Source organism: Novisyntrophococcus fermenticellae (genome assembly GCF_018866245.1).
Classification (GTDB): domain Bacteria; phylum Bacillota; class Clostridia; order Lachnospirales; family Lachnospiraceae; genus Novisyntrophococcus; species Novisyntrophococcus fermenticellae.
Window position 1 is genome coordinate 398,238 of record NZ_CP076458.1, and the last position, 20,121, is coordinate 418,358.

The 20,121-nt window shown below is 44.5% G+C and carries 21 protein-coding genes and 2 riboswitches; of the genes, 17 read left to right on the plus strand and 4 right to left on the minus strand.

All coding sequences use genetic code 11. The features are described 5' to 3' along the window. Positions 1-16 precede the first annotated feature (16 nt). From KNL20_RS01875 to KNL20_RS01890, 4 genes are all read left to right on the plus strand, one after another. Entirely contained in the window at positions 17-955 is a 939-nt protein-coding gene (locus tag KNL20_RS01875; protein ID WP_230398968.1) for a sugar phosphate isomerase/epimerase family protein, read from the plus strand. A gap of 31 nt (positions 956-986) precedes the next feature. Next, positions 987-2,375, plus strand: coding sequence for a trimethylamine methyltransferase family protein (locus tag KNL20_RS01880; protein WP_230398969.1), 1,389 nt, complete (start codon positions 987-989; stop codon positions 2,373-2,375). Positions 2,376-2,497: 122 nt separating this feature from the next. Then, positions 2,498-2,578: riboswitch (ZMP/ZTP riboswitch) on the plus strand. A 56-nt stretch (positions 2,579-2,634) separates the two neighbouring features. Further along, positions 2,635-3,348: an IMP cyclohydrolase gene (locus tag KNL20_RS01885; RefSeq protein ID WP_230398970.1), complete on the plus strand. Its 714-nt coding sequence runs from the start codon at positions 2,635-2,637 to the stop codon at positions 3,346-3,348. Positions 3,349-3,387: 39 nt separating this feature from the next. Next, positions 3,388-4,566, plus strand: a complete 1,179-nt coding sequence (locus KNL20_RS01890; protein ID WP_230398971.1) for a phosphoribosylaminoimidazolecarboxamide formyltransferase — start codon at positions 3,388-3,390, stop codon at positions 4,564-4,566. Between the two features lie 111 nt (positions 4,567-4,677). On the opposite strand, the gene KNL20_RS01895 is transcribed toward KNL20_RS01890, so the two are convergent. Together KNL20_RS01895 and KNL20_RS01900 are read right to left on the minus strand one after the other, a co-directional pair. Further along, the gene (locus KNL20_RS01895) at positions 4,678-5,712 is read right to left on the minus strand and encodes a M42 family metallopeptidase (RefSeq protein ID WP_230398972.1); all 1,035 of its coding nucleotides are present in this window, start codon (positions 5,710-5,712) and stop codon (positions 4,678-4,680) included. Between the two features lie 18 nt (positions 5,713-5,730). Further along, positions 5,731-6,399 (minus strand): energy-coupled thiamine transporter ThiT, encoded by a 669-nt coding sequence (locus KNL20_RS01900; RefSeq protein ID WP_230398973.1) that lies wholly within the window; start codon positions 6,397-6,399, stop codon positions 5,731-5,733. Between the two features lie 35 nt (positions 6,400-6,434). After that, positions 6,435-6,538, minus strand: a riboswitch (TPP riboswitch). A gap of 141 nt (positions 6,539-6,679) precedes the next feature. On the opposite strand from KNL20_RS01900, the gene KNL20_RS01905 reads away from it, so the two are divergent. The 7 genes from KNL20_RS01905 to KNL20_RS01935 all read left to right on the plus strand — a co-directional run bounded on the left by KNL20_RS01905 (position 6,680) and on the right by KNL20_RS01935 (position 12,221). Next, positions 6,680-7,414 carry a glycosyltransferase family 2 protein gene (locus tag KNL20_RS01905; protein ID WP_230398974.1) on the plus strand — a complete coding sequence of 245 codons (735 nt, stop codon included), beginning with the start codon at positions 6,680-6,682 and terminating at the stop codon, positions 7,412-7,414. Next, complete coding sequence (locus KNL20_RS01910; RefSeq protein ID WP_329957489.1) at positions 7,404-7,634, plus strand: hypothetical protein; 231 nt, start codon at positions 7,404-7,406, stop codon at positions 7,632-7,634. The genes KNL20_RS01905 and KNL20_RS01910 overlap by 11 nt, the downstream gene beginning before the upstream one ends. Next, positions 7,600-8,124, plus strand: coding sequence for a DNA-deoxyinosine glycosylase (locus tag KNL20_RS01915; RefSeq protein WP_230398976.1), 525 nt, complete (start codon positions 7,600-7,602; stop codon positions 8,122-8,124). The genes KNL20_RS01910 and KNL20_RS01915 overlap by 35 nt, the downstream gene beginning before the upstream one ends. A 28-nt stretch (positions 8,125-8,152) precedes the next feature. After that, positions 8,153-8,497: a metal-sensing transcriptional repressor gene (locus KNL20_RS01920; RefSeq protein ID WP_230398977.1), complete on the plus strand. Its 345-nt coding sequence runs from the start codon at positions 8,153-8,155 to the stop codon at positions 8,495-8,497. 15 nt (positions 8,498-8,512) lie between these two features. Further along, on the plus strand, positions 8,513-9,343 hold the full coding sequence (locus KNL20_RS01925) for an Mrp/NBP35 family ATP-binding protein (protein WP_230398978.1): 831 nt from the start codon (positions 8,513-8,515) through the stop codon (positions 9,341-9,343). Positions 9,344-9,502: 159 nt separating this feature from the next. Next, complete coding sequence (locus KNL20_RS01930) at positions 9,503-9,730, plus strand: HPr family phosphocarrier protein (RefSeq protein WP_230400024.1); 228 nt, start codon at positions 9,503-9,505, stop codon at positions 9,728-9,730. A gap of 97 nt (positions 9,731-9,827) precedes the next feature. Further along, a complete protein-coding gene (locus tag KNL20_RS01935) occupies positions 9,828-12,221 on the plus strand; it encodes an ATP-dependent DNA helicase (protein ID WP_230398979.1) in 2,394 nt (797 codons plus the stop codon). A 552-nt stretch (positions 12,222-12,773) separates the two neighbouring features. Here KNL20_RS01935 and KNL20_RS01940 read toward each other — a convergent pair. Then, on the minus strand, positions 12,774-13,667 hold the full coding sequence (locus tag KNL20_RS01940; RefSeq protein ID WP_230398980.1) for a LysR family transcriptional regulator: 894 nt from the start codon (positions 13,665-13,667) through the stop codon (positions 12,774-12,776). Positions 13,668-13,733: 66 nt separating this feature from the next. Beyond that, positions 13,734-14,450 carry a histidine phosphatase family protein gene (locus KNL20_RS01945; RefSeq protein ID WP_230398981.1) on the minus strand — a complete coding sequence of 239 codons (717 nt, stop codon included), beginning with the start codon at positions 14,448-14,450 and terminating at the stop codon, positions 13,734-13,736. A 389-nt stretch (positions 14,451-14,839) separates the two neighbouring features. On the opposite strand from KNL20_RS01945, the gene KNL20_RS01950 reads away from it, so the two are divergent. The 6 genes from KNL20_RS01950 to KNL20_RS01975 all read left to right on the plus strand — a co-directional run bounded on the left by KNL20_RS01950 (position 14,840) and on the right by KNL20_RS01975 (position 20,035). Next, positions 14,840-16,228, plus strand: a complete 1,389-nt coding sequence (locus KNL20_RS01950) for a glycoside hydrolase family 32 protein (RefSeq protein WP_230398982.1) — start codon at positions 14,840-14,842, stop codon at positions 16,226-16,228. A 168-nt stretch (positions 16,229-16,396) separates the two neighbouring features. Further along, positions 16,397-16,585, plus strand: coding sequence for a spore coat associated protein CotJA (locus KNL20_RS01955; protein WP_230398983.1), 189 nt, complete (start codon positions 16,397-16,399; stop codon positions 16,583-16,585). Further along, positions 16,575-16,880 (plus strand): spore coat protein CotJB, encoded by a 306-nt coding sequence (locus tag KNL20_RS01960; protein ID WP_230398984.1) that lies wholly within the window; start codon positions 16,575-16,577, stop codon positions 16,878-16,880. Before KNL20_RS01955 ends, KNL20_RS01960 begins: the two co-directional genes overlap by 11 nt. Further along, positions 16,867-17,481, plus strand: coding sequence for a manganese catalase family protein (locus KNL20_RS01965; protein ID WP_230398985.1), 615 nt, complete (start codon positions 16,867-16,869; stop codon positions 17,479-17,481). The genes KNL20_RS01960 and KNL20_RS01965 overlap by 14 nt, the downstream gene beginning before the upstream one ends. Before the next feature lie 291 nt (positions 17,482-17,772). Then, the gene (gene thrS / locus KNL20_RS01970; RefSeq protein ID WP_230398986.1) at positions 17,773-19,677 is read left to right on the plus strand and encodes a threonine--tRNA ligase; all 1,905 of its coding nucleotides are present in this window, start codon (positions 17,773-17,775) and stop codon (positions 19,675-19,677) included. Between the two features lie 43 nt (positions 19,678-19,720). Next, entirely contained in the window at positions 19,721-20,035 is a 315-nt protein-coding gene (locus KNL20_RS01975; RefSeq protein WP_230398987.1) for a DUF1540 domain-containing protein, read from the plus strand. The last annotated feature ends 86 nt before the right edge of the window (positions 20,036-20,121 follow it).

Below are 20,121 nucleotides of genomic sequence, written 5' to 3' on the forward strand. Positions count from 1 at the left end.
AAAGGAGGATTGGAACATGAACAACAAAAACAGACCTTTGAGGTTGGGGATGCACACTTATACCCTGCATTTTTTTGGATTTGGGGAGAGCTGGGGATTTGGAAAGGATTATTATTTTGAGCAGACGATGTCCCTCTATGAACTGATGGACAAGGCTGTGGAGTGGGAACTTGACGGACTCCAAATCACAAAAGTGGATCTTCTCACCACTGCAAAGGAAAAGCCTTTTTCGGAGAACAACTTGAAAAAAGTGGCAAAAGCAGCCGAAGATCATGGCTTATTTCTGGAATTTAACGCTTCTTTTCATGCAGGCAGTGATTCCCGTGTAAACTGTACACCGAAAGAAGCACTTGAGATAGGTCATAATCTTGATGCGGAGCTGGTGAAATTCAGCCTTGATATCATCCGCCCGAAAGAATTCTATGGGTCCTGCATGCATCCGCATGTTATGCGTCAGATGGCCGACAGATATGATGAATTTATGAAAGTAATGCCCTTAATTGAAGCATATGGTATGCAGATTGCAATTGAGAATCATACAGACACTTTCGCCGATGAAATTTTATGGATTGTAAATAAGTTGAACCATCCATTGATTGGCACCTGCGTAGATACGATGAACTCTCTTCAGGTAATTGAGAATCCTTATTACGCGATGGAGCGCATGCTGCCTGAAGCATATTGCTGTCATTTCAGCGATGACAAGATCGTGGTTGATCCTCTGGGCGTGCATGATATCGGTGCAGCACATGGACAGGGTTCTATGGACTGTCCGAAAATGCTTTCACAGATTCGTGAGAAATCCTGCATGGACAAGATTATTTTTGAAAATGAGATTGCATTCAAGAGTCTGGATGAACCCATTGAAGAAGCAAGAGCCAGAGAAATGGAGGCCTGCGAAGAAAGTGTACGTTACTTGCGTGACGTTTTAAAACTTGGTGTAAGAAACAGATAGACAAATTCAGTGGAATATGGGAGGTAATTATATGTCAAGAGAACAGATGATACATGATGCAGCTATGGAGATTATGCGCGATGTGGGTGTTCGAATCCACAATGAAAAAGCGGCGAAAATTTTAAGGGATCACGGTATTCGGATGGAAGGTGATACTGCATTCTTCACGGAAGAACAGGTCATGCACTGGGTCAGGAAGGCACCAGAATCATTTACGCTCTATGCAAGAAACCCCAAATATGACACCGTCATCGGAGGAGATCATATCAATCCGGCAGCTACTTACGGATGCGCTTTCATCGATGATTGGGATGGAACCCGGCGCCGCGGAACCATGGATGACTATATCAAGTGCTTAAAACTTGTTCAGGCGGAAGACAGTTATTCCATAAACGGAGGTATCATGATTCAGCCCGGAGACATACCGGAAGAAACTGCAGCAGTCGAATTGTTCTATACGGCACTTTTACATTCCGATAAAGCGATCATGCTGCCCACAGGTTTTAAAAAAGAAATGGAGCTGATTGTAGAAGCAGGCTGCGAGCTCTTCGGTGGCAAGGATGCTTTCATAGAAAAACCAAGAATGATTGCTCTGATCAATACCGTTTCTCCGCTGACACTGGATGAGAGAATGCTGGACTGCCTGATGATACTCGCCGAGTATGGACAGCCGGTGATTGTTTGTCCTGCGGCCATGCTGGGTGCAACAGGATCTCTTTCTATGGCAGGAACAATTGCCAGTGGTGCAGCCGAGAGTCTTGCCGGAATTGTGCTGGCGGAGATGATCCGACCCGGAACACCCGTTGTGTTCGGAATTCAGTCAACAGCAGCAGATATGAGAGGTGGTATCACATTTGCATGTGCGGCACCCGAAGGAACTCTTATGCAGGGATTTGCCGCAAATCTGGCAAAATTTTATGGACTTCCTTCAAGAGGAGGCGGATGCCAGACGGATGCACCTGTCATTAACTGTCAGGCCGGATATGAATCGATGCTTACATTTTCTTCCGCATACCGTCATGGAATTAATCTGATTATGGAAGCCGGTGGAGTCATGGATAGTGTAAATGCAACATCATTTGAAAAAATGATTGTCGACTTCGAAATCATCCGTCAGGTGAAAGCATCTTTTACACCGATTGAAGTGAATGAGGAGACCTTGAATCTGGAGGAAATCAAAGAAATCGGACATGATGGCAGCTTTGTTACCTCAGACTATACATTGGAAAATTACAGAGATTTGTATTCGCCCCATGTCGGACCACGTAATGGAAAAGGTGAAGCATATTTTAAGAGCAGCATAGATGTAGAAATTGACAGGCTGCTGAAGAAATATGAAAATGATAAGCCGGAACTGGACAGCGAACTAAAAAACAAGGTAAAAGCAGTATTGGAAAAGTCTGGACTTAATCTGGATTAACTTGCTTGACCTCTTCTCCTTTGCGATTTAAAAATAAATTTAAATCTTGGAGAGGCAGGAGAGGTCAGCAGGAATTTAAATAGAATCAGTATTGACTTTTAAAGTGAACTGTGCTATTTTCTATATAGTTATACGACTGACGGAAGTGGAATTGACCACAGGAAGTATAATTTATGAAAAGGCCGACCGTCTGGGCAGAATGTCTGGATTGGTGTGTGGTCTTTTTTTGTTTACTTATTTTCGTATAAAGGAGATTCTTATGGAATTGTTATCATTGGAAAAGGAATTAAGAGGAAATTCTTATCCCGGCAGAGGCATTATCATCGGGCGGTCTCCGGATGGAAAATCGGCGGTGGCAGCTTATTTTATCATGGGTAGAAGTGAAAACAGCCGGAATCGCATCTTTGTGGAGCAAGGGGAAGGGATTCGTACCCAGGCCTTTGATGATTCAAAGATGGAAGACCCCAGCCTGATTATCTATGCACCTGTTCGTGTGCTTGGCAACAAAACAATTGTGACGAATGGGGACCAGACGGATACAATTTATGAGGGCATGGATAAGCAGCTCACCTTTGAGCAGTCTCTGCGGTCTCGTGCGTTTGAGCCGGATGCTCCGAATTATACACCTCGTATTTCCGGAATCCTACATGTGGAACATGGAAGCTTCAGCTATGCGATGTCAATCTTAAAAAGTAACAATGGAAATCCTGCTCAATGTAACCGTTATACCTTTGCATATAACAACTGTGTTGCCGGAGAAGGACATTTTATCCATACCTATATGCAGGATGGGGACCCGCTGCCAAGCTTCGGGGGAGAACCGAAACCGGTGGACGTTTCCAATGATATCGATGCATTCACAAGTCTTTTATGGAGCGCGCTGAATGAGGAGAACAAAGTCTCGCTGTTTGTGCGTTATATCAATATTGAAACAGGGAAGTATGTGACGAGAATCGTAAATAAACATCAATAAGCTGCGGATGAAAGTATATTTGGAAAAGAGGAGAGCATTATGAAAGAACTGGAATTGAAATATGGCTGTAACCCAAATCAAAAGCCTTCTAAGATTTATGTGGCTGACGGCAGTAATCTGCCGATTACCGTACTTTCCGGTAAACCCGGCTATATTAACTTTCTGGATGCGTTTAACGGATGGCAGCTTGTAAGAGAGTTGAAGCAGGCGACAGGTCTGCCGGCTGCTGCTTCCTTTAAACATGTTTCTCCTGCAGGGGCGGCTGTCGGTCTTCCTATGGATGAGACACTCCGTAAGATTTATTGGGTGGATGATATGGGAGAACTCTCGGCACAGGCTTGCGCATATGCCAGAGCACGCGGGGCAGACCGCATGTCATCCTTTGGGGATTTTATTGCACTGTCTGACGTATGCGATGCGGATACTGCCTCTTTGATAAAACGTGAGGTTTCGGATGGTGTAATTGCGCCGGGCTTTACGGAGGAGGCGTTAGAAATATTAAGACAGAAGAAAAAGGGTGGATATTGCGTGATTCAGATGGATGAAAATTACAAACCGGCCCCCCTTGAGCATAAAGAAGTCTATGGTGTGACTTTTGAGCAGGGACGTCAGGAGCTTTCGATTGATGACGCACTGCTTTCCAATATTGTGACTCAGAATAAATCTCTTCCTGAAGATGCAGTGAGAGATATGAAAATTGCCCTGATTACCTTAAAATATACACAGTCAAATTCAGTATGCTTTGTAAAGGACGGACAGGCCATCGGTGTAGGTGCAGGTCAGCAGTCCCGTGTACATTGTACGCGCCTCGCGGGACAAAAAGCTGATAACTGGTTCCTGCGCCAGTGTCCTAAAGTTCTGGGCCTTGAATTTGTGGATGGAATCCGCCGGGCGGACCGTGACAATGCAATTGATGTCTATATTGGAGAAGCGTATATGGATGTATTGGCTGATGGTGCCTGGGAAAAGATTTTCAAGGTAAAACCTGAGGTCTTTACAAGAGAGGAAAAACGTGCATGGCTGGACCAGATGTCCGGTGTAACCCTTGGTTCAGATGCATTTTTCCCTTTCTCCGATAACATTGAAAGAGCATATAAAAGTGGAGTCTCATATGTTGCGCAGCCGGGAGGATCTGTTCGTGATGATGCTGTGATCGACTGCTGCAATAAGCATCATATGGTTATGGCCTTCACTGGAATCCGGCTGTTCCATCACTGAATTTCGGGAACTATCATCCAATTCCTGTTTAAGGGCTGTCAGGGGCCAGGGTACACTATAATCCTTCAGAAAAGGCACTGCTGCAGATTTCTGCACAGTGCCTTTTCCCGTCTAAAAGCCCGTCTCAATATAACCCATAACCAGTTGAAAGGTTGCCTGCAATCCTTTTTCATGGGTTCGCTCAATTCCATGTGAAGCATGGACACCCTGTCCGATCAGGGCTCCCCGGATATTGCTGCCGCCCCGTAGTGCAGCGGAAACGTCGGAACCGTAATGGGGAAAGATATCTATGGCATAATTAATACCTTTTTCCTGAGCAATTTTAATCAGGCGGTTTGTCAATTCATAGTCATAGGGTCCGGAGGAATCCATAGCACAGATGGATACCGTATACTCATCGCCGTTTAGATCCGCTCCGATGGCACCCATGTCCACGGCCAGGAATTCTTTTATCTCCGAAGGAATATAAGAGGAGCCATGACCGATTTCTTCATAATTACTGATTACAAATTTCAATGTATTCTTCGGAACACTTCCCTGATCCGAAAGACTTTTCAAAACGCCCAGAAGGACTGCCACAGATGCCTTATCGTCGATGTGGCGGGATTTGATGAACCCGCTTTCAGTATGAACAAAGCAAGGGTCCAGACTGATAAAATCACCGGATTGAACGCCCAGATTTAACACATCCGCTTTATTACTGACACATTCATCAATGGTTACAATCATATTCTTGGGGACACGTTCCAGAGTCCTGGCATCATCATAGGTATGGACGGAGGGCATGGTCGTGGAAATTGTTCCGGTGTAGGTTCTGCCGTCTCTTGTGTGAACGTTACAATAGGTTCCTTCTATGGCCTCCATCATATAACCACCGATTGGCAGAAGATTTAAAGTCCCGGCTTCGTTGATGGAGCGGACCATAGCTCCCAGCGTATCAATATGGGCGCTTAACCCCAGCGTATCATCACTTTTTCCGGGAACAGTAATAATCAATCCCCCTTTTTCTGTCTTTTCACAGGAATAACCGAAAGAGAGTGCCTCTTTTTTCACGTATTCGATTGAACTCTGTGTAAAACCTGACGGGCTTGGAATATTTACCAGAGCCTCGAAAGTGTCAATGATGTATGCTAAATCCTGAGTCATTATAAAGTTTCCTTTCTATCAATCTTCCAATGCAATTCGTTTTACCTGATTCAAAGCTTTTGAAACAGCCGGGATTGAGATAAATATGACAGTCATGGCACCTTCCACGAGGATATAGCTATAATTGTAGATAATCGGATATAAACTGGCCAGTGCCTGTGGAAAATTATCAGGCATATAATCCATCCAGTACAAATAGCCGCCGAGAGAATGAAATGCACCTCTCAGTAAAATCGCTACAAGATAGCCTTTTACTAATCCATGTTTCTGATTACGGAAGAATCCTGCGGCACCCAGAGCGGCAAAGGCCAGTATATAATCGCAGCAGACCTGAAAGAAGGAAAGCACGTAGGGTTCCTGTATAAATTGCAGGATTCCATAGGCAAGTCCAACCAGAATCCCGGTTTTGGCACCATACCAGTATGCGATCAATACAATGAATAACATGGAGAACAAAGTGACCGTGCCTCCAAACGGCATATGGATCAGCTTAATATAGGATGTCAGGAATGCAAGGGCAATACCCATGCCGCAAAAGGCAGTCTGTTTTGCAGAAACCGACTTTTTCCCGGCTTTTTTTCCGGTCAGAAAAGCCCCCGCCAGAAATAATACAATTATCCCGATAATACAAACCACATACCCGGCGGTTGTAAGACCACCCTCTGTATTAATCATAAAATCAAACATAAAAAACCTCCTTCATATGTATATACGCAGGAGTTACCTCATCGAAATTGCTTCCTTACGCCGGTATTATCCGGTTCAAGTGATAAGGGTCAGCGGTCACCCCGCATTCTCAGCTATAAAAGCACCCCTAGCGTATTGTTTTGTTGTGGGTTAAGTATAAAACAATTCATATGAACTGTCAACAATTCATTATAAAAAGCCGTCATGCCGGCATTTACATTTGGGGGGATAGATGATAAACTAATGTACAGTGACAGGTAAGGAATAAGGATTGGAGCGCATGGATAAGCTATATGTGATAATTCCGGCTTACAATGAAGAAGCCAATATTGAACAGGTGATAAAGCAGTGGTACCCTATTGTGGAAGATTATAATGGGCAGATGGTGATCATCGATGATGGAAGTACGGACCGTACCTATGACATATTAAGACACAAGGAGAAAGAATGCCCTCTTTTGACTGCAATTTCCAAAAGGAATGGAGGACACGGAGCAACAATTCTATACGGCTATCAATATGCTCTGGAACACCATGCCGATTATATTTTCCAGACGGATTCAGATGGACAGACTCTTCCGGAGGAATTTGAAGCATTTTGGGAAAACAGAAGAAAGTTCGATATGGTAATCGGATTCAGAAAACACCGCGAGGATGGGTTTTCAAGGATTGTTGTAACCAGAGTATTGAGGGTGGTGACAGGAGTCTGTTTTCGTGTGCGTATACCTGATGCGAATACGCCGTACCGCCTTATGAAAGGCCAGACATTGGCCAGATATATACATCTTATTCCTGAAAAATTCAACCTGACTAATGTATTGATAACTGTGATACTGGTTAAAAAAGGATGCAGGGTGAAGTGGCTTCCGGTGACCTTCCGGGCAAGGCAGGGCGGGGAAAATTCTATGAATATGAAAAAGATATTTAAGATCGGTCTGCAGTCGGTGATAGATTTTCGCAGGATGAATCAAATACTGCAAAGAAAAGGTGAGTGTATTGAGAAGGATGGAGTTTAAGATGGAGAGGCAGGGATTGCTGGAGGTGGAGCAGGAAGTAACTGTAACAGAAAGCCAGCTTCCGACTTCTTTTTATTATACGATTGTGCCTGCTGTAGCTATGAGCAAGAACTATCCAGCTTATGAGCGCCTCCAATCAAAAAAGGGAATTGTCAAAGAAATTAATCAGACAAGCAGGGGGTTTTATGCAATTGTTGCATTCGATGAAGAAGACATATGACGGTTTTTTTCAGGAGCACGAAATCCCTCCTGTGTATGACCGGAATTCAAGAATATTAATATTGGGCAGTTTTCCTTCTGTAAAGTCCCGGGAGACCGGTTTTTTCTATGGACATCCACAGAATCGCTTCTGGAGGGTTCTGTCCGGAATCTGTGGGTGCGAGATTCCGGAGACGGTGAGTGAGAAAAAGAGATTTTTACTGGATCAAAGAATTGCAGTATGGGACGTGATCGCGTCATGTACCATCGAGGGATCCAGTGACAACAGTATACGGGATGTGATTCCCAACGACCTGGGACGGATTTTAAAGACTGCAGATATCAGGCAGATTTTTACCAATGGTACAGCAGCCGATAAGCTGTATCATAAATATATTGAAAACACTACGGGCATGAAAGCGGTGAGACTGCCCTCTACCAGTCCGGCCAATGCGGCATGGTCTGTGGAGCGGCTGAGGGAATCCTGGGAGAAAATTCAGGCTTTTCTCTAAAGGTGAATCATGCAGAACGGAGGCTAGTATGGAAGAGCATATATCACACGAAAAACACAGCCATGTATTGGAAGATGGAACGGTAATCGAACATAAGCATGACCATGTACATGCACATACGCAGACAAAGGCTGTGCTGAATCGTCTGTCCCGTGCAATCGGTCATCTGGAATCTATAAAACGTATGGTAGAGGATGGACGGGACTGCAGCGAGGTGCTGATTCAGCTTTCAGCGGTAAAATCTGCAATTAATAATACAGGGAAGGTCATACTACAGGATCACATTGAGCACTGTATTGTGGATGCGGTGGAAAGCGGAGATACAGAAGCGCTGGAAGAGTTGAATAAAGCGATTGACAGATTTATAAAGTAGAAAGGAAGAATTACAATGGCTAAAGAATGCAGCAGTACATCCTGCAGCAAAGAAAGTTGTGAAGGATGTCCAAGTAAGGTAAAACCGGATTTCCATGTGGATATGAATCAGTATTCAGATGTAAAGCATGTGATAGGTGTAGTAAGTGGTAAGGGAGGCGTGGGAAAATCTTTTGTTACTGCATCTCTTGCGAATCAAATGGCAAGAATGGGCTATCAGGTGGGAATTATGGATGCGGATATTACAGGTCCCTCCATTCCAAAGATGTATGGAATTCATGATTCGGCCAGAGGTGATGATCAGGGGCTGCGTCCCAGCGAGACGATGAATGGTATTAAAGTCATGTCTGTCAACCTGCTGCTGCCCAATGAAGAAGACCCTGTCATCTGGAGGGGACCTGTTCTGGCTAACATGGTGAAACAATTCTGGAGTGATGTGAACTGGGGAGAACTGGATTATCTGTTCGTAGATATGCCGCCTGGAACCGGAGACGTACCGTTGACTGTGTTCCAGTCACTTCCGGTAGAAGGTATTGTGATTGTTTCGTCACCGCAGGATCTGGTTCGTATGATTGTGACAAAGGCCTATAAGATGGCTCAGATGATGAACATTCCTGTTCTTGGAATCATCGAGAATTACAGTTATATCCGGTGTCCTGACTGTGGGAAGGAGATGCATATCTTCGGAGAGAGCCATATTGATGAGATTGCAGGGGAATTGGGAACAAGGGTACTTGGCAAGATGCCGATTCGGACAGACTATGCAGAGGCGGCAGATGCAGGAAACTTTGGACAGGTTTTGAATGAATATATAGATGACGCCTTGGAAGCACTTTTAGGGAAATAATACAACACAAAATCATACACATTGTTGTAAAAAAAATAAAAAAATCCAGTAATCATGTATATTATGCCGGTTGACGGATAGTTGTTAAGATGCCATAATAAATCATACACTTATTAGTATAGTAGGTGTTTTCGAGTGCTTTTAGAAAGGGTGATTGTGATGGCAGAAAGCAAAATCAGGTTAACAAGTGCAAAAGCCGTTGAAGAATTCGTAAACGCAGCAGCCAGGTGTGACTTTGATATTGATATATTTTACAATAGGTTTATAATTGATGCGAAATCAATTCTCGGCATATTGAGCATGGACTTAACAAGGACACTGACCGTTCACTACTATGGTGAGGATCAGGAATTTAAGCGCACATTACAGAAGTTTGCAGTGGCTTAAATTAGAATGTTTCAGGAAGATAGAAATATAAAGGAAGGACATAATGGGTACCTAAAACCTGCTATGTCCTTTTTTTACTGATATATGGAGTGATACTATGGAGACGATACAGATTTCTGTACGTGCCCTGGTCGAATTTCTGCTGCGCAGCGGAGACCTGGATAATAGAAGGGGAGGCTGGGCTGATAAGGAAGCGATGCAAAAAGGCAGCCGGATACACAGAAAAATACAGAAACGAATGGGATCAGGGTATATGGCGGAATATCCTCTGATTTACGAAAAACAATTTGAACATTATATCCTTAAAATTGAAGGCCGGGCGGACGGAATTTTTTCTGAGGACGGAATGGATGTAATCGATGAAATCAAGAGCACTTATGCGCCTTTAGAACATCTGGAAGAGCCGCTACCTGTTCATATAGCTCAGGCCAAATGCTATGCCTATATTTATGCTCTGCAGAAACATAAAAAACAGATGCGGGTTCAGATGACCTACTGTAATCTGGAAACAGAGGATATCAGGCGTTTTCAGGAAGAGTATACGATGGAAGAACTGGACAACTGGTTTACGGATTTGACAAATCAGTATCATAAGTGGGCCGAATTTCAATACCAGTGGAGGCTAAAGCGGGATGCATCCATGCAGGGGCTGGAATTCCCTTATCCATATCGGGAAGGACAGAAGAAGCTGGTGTCGGATGTTTACCGGACGATCCTTCGAAAAAAGGAGTTATTTGTTAATGCACCGACCGGTGTGGGGAAAACTTTGTCAACTTTGTTTCCGGCTGTGCGAGCCGTAGGCGAAAAAAAGGGTGATAAGATTTTCTATCTTACTGCGAAAACAATTACCAGAACTGTAGCCGAAGAAGCTTTTACTACTTTAAAGCTTCACGGCTTGGTTTATAAAGTTATAACACTGACCGCTAAGGAAAAGATGTGTGTCTGCGAAGAAATGGAATGCAATCCGGAAACTTGTGAAAGGGCAAAGGGTCATTACGACAGGGTCAACGATGCCGTCTTTGAGCTCCTGAACAACTGTGATACCTTTTCACGGGATATCTTGCTGGAGGCAGCCCAAAAAGCTGAAGTCTGCCCTTACGAATTCCAACTCGATCTGGCAACCTGGGCAGATGCGGTAATTTGTGATTATAATTATGTGTTTGATCCGGTGGTTCATCTGCGCCGCTTTTTTGGGGAAGGTACGGGAAAAGGTGAACATCTCTTTTTGATCGATGAGGCCCATAATCTGGTGGAGCGGGGCAGGGAGATGTACAGTGCTTCCGTGTTCAAGGAGGACTTTCTGGAAATAAAGCGTATTATAAAGCCATATACACTGCATAAGAAGCTTACCAATGCGCTGGAGAGATGCAATCGACAACTCTTAGGATATAAAAGGGAGTGTAGTGAAACGTGTCTGGAGTTGACCAACGTGGGCGAATTTGTTATTTCAATGATGAACCTGCTGGGGGAGCTGGAAAAGTTTCTGCAGGATTATAAAGAAGGTGCGCATAGAAAAAAGATTCTGGAGTTTTACTTTTCTGTGAGATCATTCGTGAATATCTATGAATTGCTGGATGAAAATTATATGATTTATGCCATGCATACAGAGGAGGGCAGGTTTATGCTGAAACTCTTCTGCGTCAACCCTGCGGCCAATCTTCAGGAATGTCTGAATAAGGGGCGGAGTGCAGTATTCTTTTCTGCAACACTTCTTCCCATCAAATATTATAAAAAACTGTTCTCGACCAATACGGATGATTACGCGGTTTATGTGGGTTCCCCTTTTGAACCGGGGAATCGGAAACTGATTCTGGGGAGGGATGTGAGTACAAGGTATACCAGACGAGGGATGGAGGAATATACGAGAATTGCTTCTTACATCAGTCAGACAGTGAAACAGAAAAGGGGAAATTATATGGCGTTTTTCCCCTCTTACCGTATGATGGAGGATGTGTACCATATTTTTTGTGAATCCTTCCTTCCGGGACTGGAGGAGGATGGGAAGGTGGAGACGCCGCTCCAGTCTTCAGGTATGAACGAGCGTGAACGGGAAGAGTTTCTGGATGCATTTTCCGGGAATGGTGGGCAGGGTGAGAGCCTGATCGGATTTTGCGTCATGGGGGGTATCTTCTCAGAGGGAATTGATTTGGATGGAGAACAACTGATTGGCGCAATTGTGGTGGGAACCGGGATTCCCCAGCTGAGCGTGGAAAGAGAACTGTTAAAGAAATTCTATGACAGAAGAGGGGAAAATGGTTTTGACTATGCTTACCGCTATCCGGGTATGAATAAGGTTCTCCAATCGGCGGGACGCGTCATCCGTACGGCACAGGATAAAGGCGTGGTAGTGCTTTTGGATGAACGGTTTCTACATCGGGAATACTTGAATCTGTTTCCTACAGAATGGAGTAATTACACAGCATGCAGCCTCAGAACAGTAGCGGGTGAAGTAAGACAGTTCTGGGATGGGGAGACTGGCTGCGCTACTTAGATATTGCCTGGCATTAGGAATTACTACAGTTCAGCCAGGCTCGATTCCGCTGCGCTTCAGCTCGCTTTGGCAGAGCGCCAAATAACATCAAAATAGTGCAGTCATACGAAAGCAAGCTTTCTCCTGCCTGCATTATTTTAATGTTGCCTGGCATTAGGAATTACTACAGTTCAGCCAGGCTCGATTCCGCTTGGCTTCAGCTCGCTTTGGCAGAGCGCCAAATAACATCAAAATAGTGCAGTCATACGAAAGCGAGCTTTCTCCTGCCAGCATTATTTTAATGTTGCCTGGCATTAGGAATTACTACAGTTCAGCCAGGCTCGATTCCGCTGCGCTTCATCTCGCTTTGGCAGAGCGCCAAATAACATCAAAATAGTGCAGTCATACGAAAGCAAGCTTTCTCCTGCCAGCATTATTTTAATGTTGCCTGGCATTAGGAATTACTACAGTTCAGCCAGGCTCGATTCCGCTTGGCTTCATCTCGCTTTGGCAGAGCGCCAAATAACATCAAAATAGTGCAGTCATACGAAAGCAAGCTTTCTCCTGCCAGCATTATTTTAATGTTGCCTGGCTGAACTGTAGTAAAAATTCTTTTGCTGCCTGAGGGATGGGGAGATGGGCGTTGTGGGCGATTACCAGTTGTCTGGTGGGCAGGTCTTCGGCGATTTGAACCTGAAAAAGGTTCTGGGAATTTTTTATGCAGTAGTCAGGGACAAATGCGATTCCTAAACCGATATTAGCCAGATCAATCAGCAGGTCATTACTTCCCAGCTCGATTTCCGGCACCAGATCCAGCTGATGCTGTTGAAAGAGGTTGTGCAGAAACTCACTGGTTGTACTTTTTCGATCCAGCATCAGAATGGGGTGCTCCAATAATTCTTTAAGATGAATCTTCCGGCCTGTCAGCTGAGAAAAATAGTCCCGGTTTGCGATAAAGACATCCTGAAATTCATAGATAGGAATGGTTGTCATCCTGCTGGGCAGCCTGGAGTTGGGGAAGTTAGTCACAATCAGATCCACTTGCCCGGATTCCAGGAGATCGACACATCGGGTAGAAGTTTGATTGGTTACCTTTATATGGACGTTGGGATAACTTTTATGAAACTTTTGCAGGTAAGAAACCAGATAATAGCGGCAGATGGTATCGCTGGCACCGATACGCAGCTGACCGCCGCCCAGAGTGCTGGACTCCATAATCTGAGCTTCTCCCCGCTGAATCAGATTGACTGCCGGCTCAATGTGACGAAGTAGTGTTTCTCCTTCCGGGGTGAGCTGCACCTTCTTTGTACTGCGGATGAAGAGACTGATTCCCAGTTTTTTTTCCAGAACTTTGATGGACTGGCTGACTGCAGACTGAGAGATAAACAACTGCTTTGAAGCCTCGGAAAAACTGAGCGAGACAGCAACATAATAGAATACTTTATATAATTCATAATTCACATCCATAATAACCTCCTTTTTTCCAATCCAAAAATATTCGAATTCCGCCCTGCCGGGCTGTTTATCTCTGCATTATCCTTGAAAAGGTTCCGTAAAGGAAGCATAGATGGAAACTGGTTCGTGGTTCATAAGCAAATGAGAAGTATCTCCCATTACCTGGCAGCGGAAATAAGATTCGCCTGTTTTGCGTTCTTCAGTACCTAAAATGGTTACAGAGGTAGGGGCAAGGCAAAAACCCTGCCATAACTGGTGTGGAGTGGTGTTAATCAGATGGGAAATAAGTGCGCAGGTAATTCCCAGATGACAAAAGCAGACGATTACATCATCACGATGTGTTTCGCCGTTCGTGCGATAATAATATCCCTCTCGATTGTAGCCATACCCTGCGAGCAAAGTGTCTAATTCTCCAGTTACATACTCATAGTTTCCTTTCAGATGTCCGGCCGCCATATCAGGATTTTGGTGCCACGCATGTAAGTCAAACAGCTCTGGATGCTGGTTGAGATAAGCAGGCATCAGATCCCAGGGGATTCCCTTTTCGCCGGTCTCAGGATTTATTACAGGTGCATTAAATTCCCGAAGCCAGTCACAGATGGCCGCCTCCCGGTTCAGCTTTTTTAATGTGGCAGAAGCGGTATCTCTGGCACGGCCAAGAGGAGAGCAGTAGATATCGGTAATATCCCAGCTGCTTGTTCTTTGGGAGAGGTATTCGGCCTCGCGCCAGCCTTTTTCAGTGAGCGAGTCTATTTCGTAATTGGGTTCCCCATGTCGTATAAAAATTAATTTCATCTACAGTATCCTTTCCTGAATAAAGATATATTATATTCTATTCTATAGGAATACTCGTGGATAATCAACAAGGACGTTTGATAAAATCTTAACGAGAATCTCACAAGATGGATGGCAATCCGTATATATTGGGTCAAAATAGTAACAGTTCAGCCACCGCTTCCGCATGGCTGAACTGTTACCCAAAATACCTTTTGACCCCGGCATAATAAATATGGTATCTTAGTAGAGAATTAGACTCCCACTTTTTTTGGCGGGGAGTTTGTGGAAAGTTGGAAATAACCCATAGAAAGGACGAGCAGATGTCGAGTATTAGAGATATTGCAGCCTATCACAGAGCAAAGAATGCAGCAGAAAAGTAAACAGAGTTGATATTTGGAGGAGAGGCTATGAGCACAAAAGGCAACAGGGATTTTAGACCGGAAATTCATTTTACACCGCCCGATATGTGGATGAATGACCCAAATGGAATGGTATACATCGATGGTGTCTATCATCTGTTTTATCAGAAATATCCATATGATACTGTGTGGGGTCCTATGTATTGGGGGCATGCTGTCTCCAGAGATTTGTTGAAATGGAAACACATGCCAATTGCACTCCATCCGGATGAACTGGGTTATATTTTTTCCGGAAGCTGTGTTTATGATGCGGACAACACATCGGGGTACGGAACAAAGGAGAACCCACCTGTTATTGCGCTTTTTACCAGTCACGACAGCGAGACAGGTCTGGAACAGCAGAGTATCGCCTATAGCACGGATGGAGGGAAGCATTTCGAAAAATCATATCGGAATCCGATTATTTCAAATCCGGGGATTTCAGACTTCCGGGATCCTAAGGCTTTTTGGAATCCCCTGAAAAAGTGCTGGAGTCTTGTACTGGCGGCCTGCGACAGGGTGCAGTTCTACGCATCAAAGGACTTGAAAGAATGGACAAAAACCGGTGAGTTTGGCACCTGTGAAAATCATGCTTCTGGCGTGTTTGAATGCCCGGATTTATTCCCTGTACATGTGGATGGCAAGGTACTTTGGGTATTGCTGATCAGCATGACGACAACGGTAGAGGACGGTAAAAGCAGAACGCAGTATTTTGTGGGCGATTTTGACGGAGATACCTTTACCTGCACGTATTCTGCCGATGAACCTTTATGGGTGGATTTTGGATTTGACAATTATGCCGGTGTGACCTTCCAAAATTATGATGAGCCTTTGTTTATCGGCTGGGCACAGAACTGGGGCTATGCTGCCGAAGTACCTACAAACGAGTTCTGCGGACAGATGACTCTGGCCAGAAAGCTTTCGCTGAAAATGACAGGTGTGGGCTATCGCTTATGTGGAAAACCGGAAGGCCTTAAGCAAAACGGTGCATCTGCATATCCAATAGAAAGCGGAGCGCATATTGCTTCAGAAACATTTGGTATTCGGATGCATGGGAGTGGGGATGCAATGCTTTACCTGAAGAACTGCAAGGGGCAGAGACTTACTTTGGAAGTAAAAGAAGGCCGGATATCCGTTGACAGAGGGCTGGCAGGGAAGCGTGATTTCCATGAGCAGTTTATGACTGAGCAATACTCCAAAGCAGAGATGAAACGGCTTGCGGCTGGGGACTATGACATAGAATTGATATTTGATGTCTCTGTTCTGGAGGTATTCGCAGATGATGGTCTGGAGATGTGCACGATGGTAGTTTACCCGGAGGCTCCGTATGACAAAGTGAAGTGGCAGGGAGACTTGAAAGTAGAATTTTATACGATTGGTACAGGCCTGCATGCCTGAAAAATACGTCCGTCCGGAGTATCCGGGCGGGCGTTTTGCTTACAAAATTTTCTCATAAACAATACAATTTTTAACAAAATTTCTATTTTCATACTGACATAGGTTTACAGGATTCTCACATACTAACCTTGTAACTATTGACACTGAAAAATAGAAAGGAGATGCGGTATGGAGAATACTGTAATTGGTGCAAAAGGTGAATCTTTTAAGCAGCCTTGTGAATGTGTCCTTGGTATTGGGGCAGTGCCGGTCCAGCGATTTGGAGCTGTTTATGAACCTGAAACAGCTCTTAAGCGTGGAACGGTTTTTCCTGACTTGGATTTCCCATTTTTTGGAGGTGAAAGTCATGGAGAATAGACAGGAGCTTTTACAAAAAATCAATGAAATCAGTTTTGCAGTAAATGATCTGACTCTTTATCTGGATACTCACCCGACAGATATCCAGGCATTGGAAAAATTTGATTTCTATGCCGGGGAGCGGAAAAGACTGATGAGTGAATATGAAATGAAATTTGAACCATTGACAATTGATTGTGTAAAAGCAAATACGATACACGACCACGAATACTGCCCTTACCCACAACAGAAACATTTTACCTGGGTTGACGGACCGGCAGCCTGGGAAGGGGGACTCTATAATGTGGGCATATGAAAAAAGACTACAATTTCCGGTTAAAATCACAAAAACATGTCCGAAGACTGCTCAGCTGGTTATCAGTCAGTTCGGCGGACCTGATGGAGAATTGTCTGCGTCTATGAGATATCTTTCCCAAAGATACACCATGCCATGCAGAGAAATTGCTGGTTTGCTGACAGATATCGGTACCGAAGAACTGGCGCATATGGAGATGATTTGCGCAATTGTTTATCAGCTTACAAAGGACATGAGTGCAGAGGATGTGAAAACTGCAGGATTTGACGCTTATTATATTGACCATACAAGTGCTTTGTGGCCGCAGGCTGCCGGTGGAATACCCTTTAATGCCTGCGAGTTTCAGTCAAAAGGAGATGCTATCACTGACCTGTTTGAAGATCTTGCCGCAGAACAGAAGGCACGGACTACCTATGATAATATCCTGCGAGTCGTGAAAGATCCTGAGGTGCAGGCGCCGATCAAATTCCTGAGAGCAAGAGAAATCGTGCATTTCCAGAGATTTGGCGAAGCCCTGGAAAAGATGAAGGGTAAATTAGATGAAAAGAATTTCTACTATTTTAACCCGGAGTTCGATAAACAGTTTATAAAATCCCCTTGACAACGATATCTGGCGTGTTATACTATAGGCAAATAAACGAACACGTTGAAAAGACGAGTAAACCGCGGAACTTTACAGAGAGAGATGCATATGCTGGAAGTATCTTATAGGGAGCCGGTTGAAAACTACCTTTGAGTGGCCCCAATCCGGTCCGGTGATACCGTTATAATCAGGAATGAGTGGTTTTTATAACAATTAGGGTGGAACCGCGAATGATACAGATTATTCGTCCCTTGCAGCTTTTAAAAAGCTGCAAGGGATTTTTGTCGTGGTAAGAGAGGAGAGAAATATATGATTATTACATTGAAAGATGGATCACAAAAAGAATATGCACAGGCGATGTCTGTGCTTGATATTGCAAAGAACATCAGTGAAGGACTCGCCAGGATGGCGACCTGCGGCGAGGTTGATGGTGAAGTCAAAGACTTGCGTTGTGTTGTGGATAAGGATTGTACCCTGAGTATTCATACAGCATCCGATCCGGAAGGGCTGGCAGCCTACCGCCATACGACTTCGCATATCATGGCTCAGGCGATAAAGAGACTGTACCCGGAAGTGAAACTTGCGATTGGACCGTCTATTGCAGATGGCTTCTATTATGATATTGACAGCGAAACACCGATTACAGCAGACGATCTGGAGAAGATTGAAGCTGAGATGAAGAAAATTGTTAAGGCGGATTACCCGATTTCCAGATTCACAAAGCCAAGGAATGAAGCCATTGCATTTATGAAGGAACGCAAGGAACCATACAAGGTAGAGCTGATTGAAGATTTACCGGAAGATTCGGAAATCAGCTTTTATGAGCAAGGAGAGTTTGTGGATCTCTGCGCAGGCCCGCATTTGATGAGCACCAAATCTGTGAAAGCTTTTAAATTGACAAGTCTGGCTGGTGCTTACTGGAGAGGTGACGAGCATAATAAAATGCTAACCCGTATCTATGGCACTGCATTTCCTAAAAAGGCAGAACTGGAAGAATATCTGACTATGATGGAAGAGGCTAAAAAGAGGGACCACAGAAAACTGGGCCGTGAACTGGGCTTGTTTATGATGAATGAGGCCGGACCTGGATTTCCATTCTTCCTGCCAAATGGTATGGTACTAAAGAATAATCTGCTGGACTACTGGCACAAACTTCATGCTATGAATGATTATCAGGAGATATCCTCTCCTGTCATCCTGAACAGGGCACTTTGGGAGACCTCCGGACACTGGGATCATTATAAAGATAATATGTATACCACAGTGATTGATGATCAGGATTTTGCAATTAAGCCTATGAACTGCCCAGGCAGCATCCTGGTTTACGAGTCGGAGCCCCGCTCTTACCGTGATCTTCCGCTTAGGCTGGCAGAGCTTGGTCTTGTTCACCGTCATGAAAAATCGGGACAGCTGCATGGTTTAATGCGCGTACGATGCTTCACACAGGATGATGCGCATATTTTCCTTGCCCCGGAACAGATTAAAGATGAAATAACAAAAGTAGCGAAATTAATTGATGAAGTTTATAACCAGTTCAGATTCAAGTATCATGTGGAGCTTTCTACCCGTCCGGAGGACAGCATGGGCAGCGATGAAGATTGGGAACTGGCGACCGAAGGGCTGCGGGGAGCCCTGGATGAGATGGGCTTGCCTTACGTTGTGAATGAAGGAGACGGTGCCTTTTACGGACCTAAGATTGATTTTCACCTGGAGGATTCCATTGGAAGGACCTGGCAGTGCGGTACAATACAGCTGGACTTCCAGCTGCCGATGCGATTTAATCTGGAGTATACCGGAGCAGACGGTGAGAAGCACAGACCGATTATGATTCACCGTGTTGCATTTGGATCGGTGGAACGTTTTATCGGTATCCTGATTGAACATTTTGCGGGTGCATTCCCGACATGGCTCGCACCGGTTCAGGTGAAGGTGCTGCCGATTTCCGACAAGTATGCAGAATATGGAAAAAAAGTACAAAGTGCTTTGAAAGAAGCCGGTATTCGGGCAGAAATTGATACACGCTCTGAAAAAATCGGTTATAAAATTCGTGAGGCCCAAACACGAAAGATTCCATACATGCTTGTCGTAGGTGCAAAAGAGGAAGAAGAAGGTCTAGTGTCTGTAAGAAGCCGCAAGGAAGGTGATCTCGGACAGAGACTTCTGGATACATTTATAAAAGATGTAAAAGAAGAAATCCGTATAAAAGCAAATTGAAAGGTGCATACTATCTCCAAATGAAAAAAAGGAGGTAGCAAATATGACAGTATTAAGCTGTTCAGCAATAACATGCGCATATAATAAAGACGAACTTTGCTCAAAGGGAGACATCAAGGTAGGTGGAAGTAATGCACACGAAGCAGACCAGACCTGCTGTGAAAGCTTCATAGAGCGCAAGGACGGCTCTATGAGCGACAGTACAGGATCCGGATGCTCTACAATTGGCATTGACTGTGTCGCTGAAAGCTGCGTTTACAATGAAAGACGTGAATGTGTTGCCGGAGCAATTAATGTGGGCGGCAACCAGGCCTGTTCAAGTGACGAGACCAGATGCAGCACTTTCCGTATGGAATAAAATGACTTAATGTTACTATTCAGCCACAAGCTCGATTACGCTGCGCGGCATCTCGCTTGAGCTAAGCGCCCTATGCAAAAAGCCCA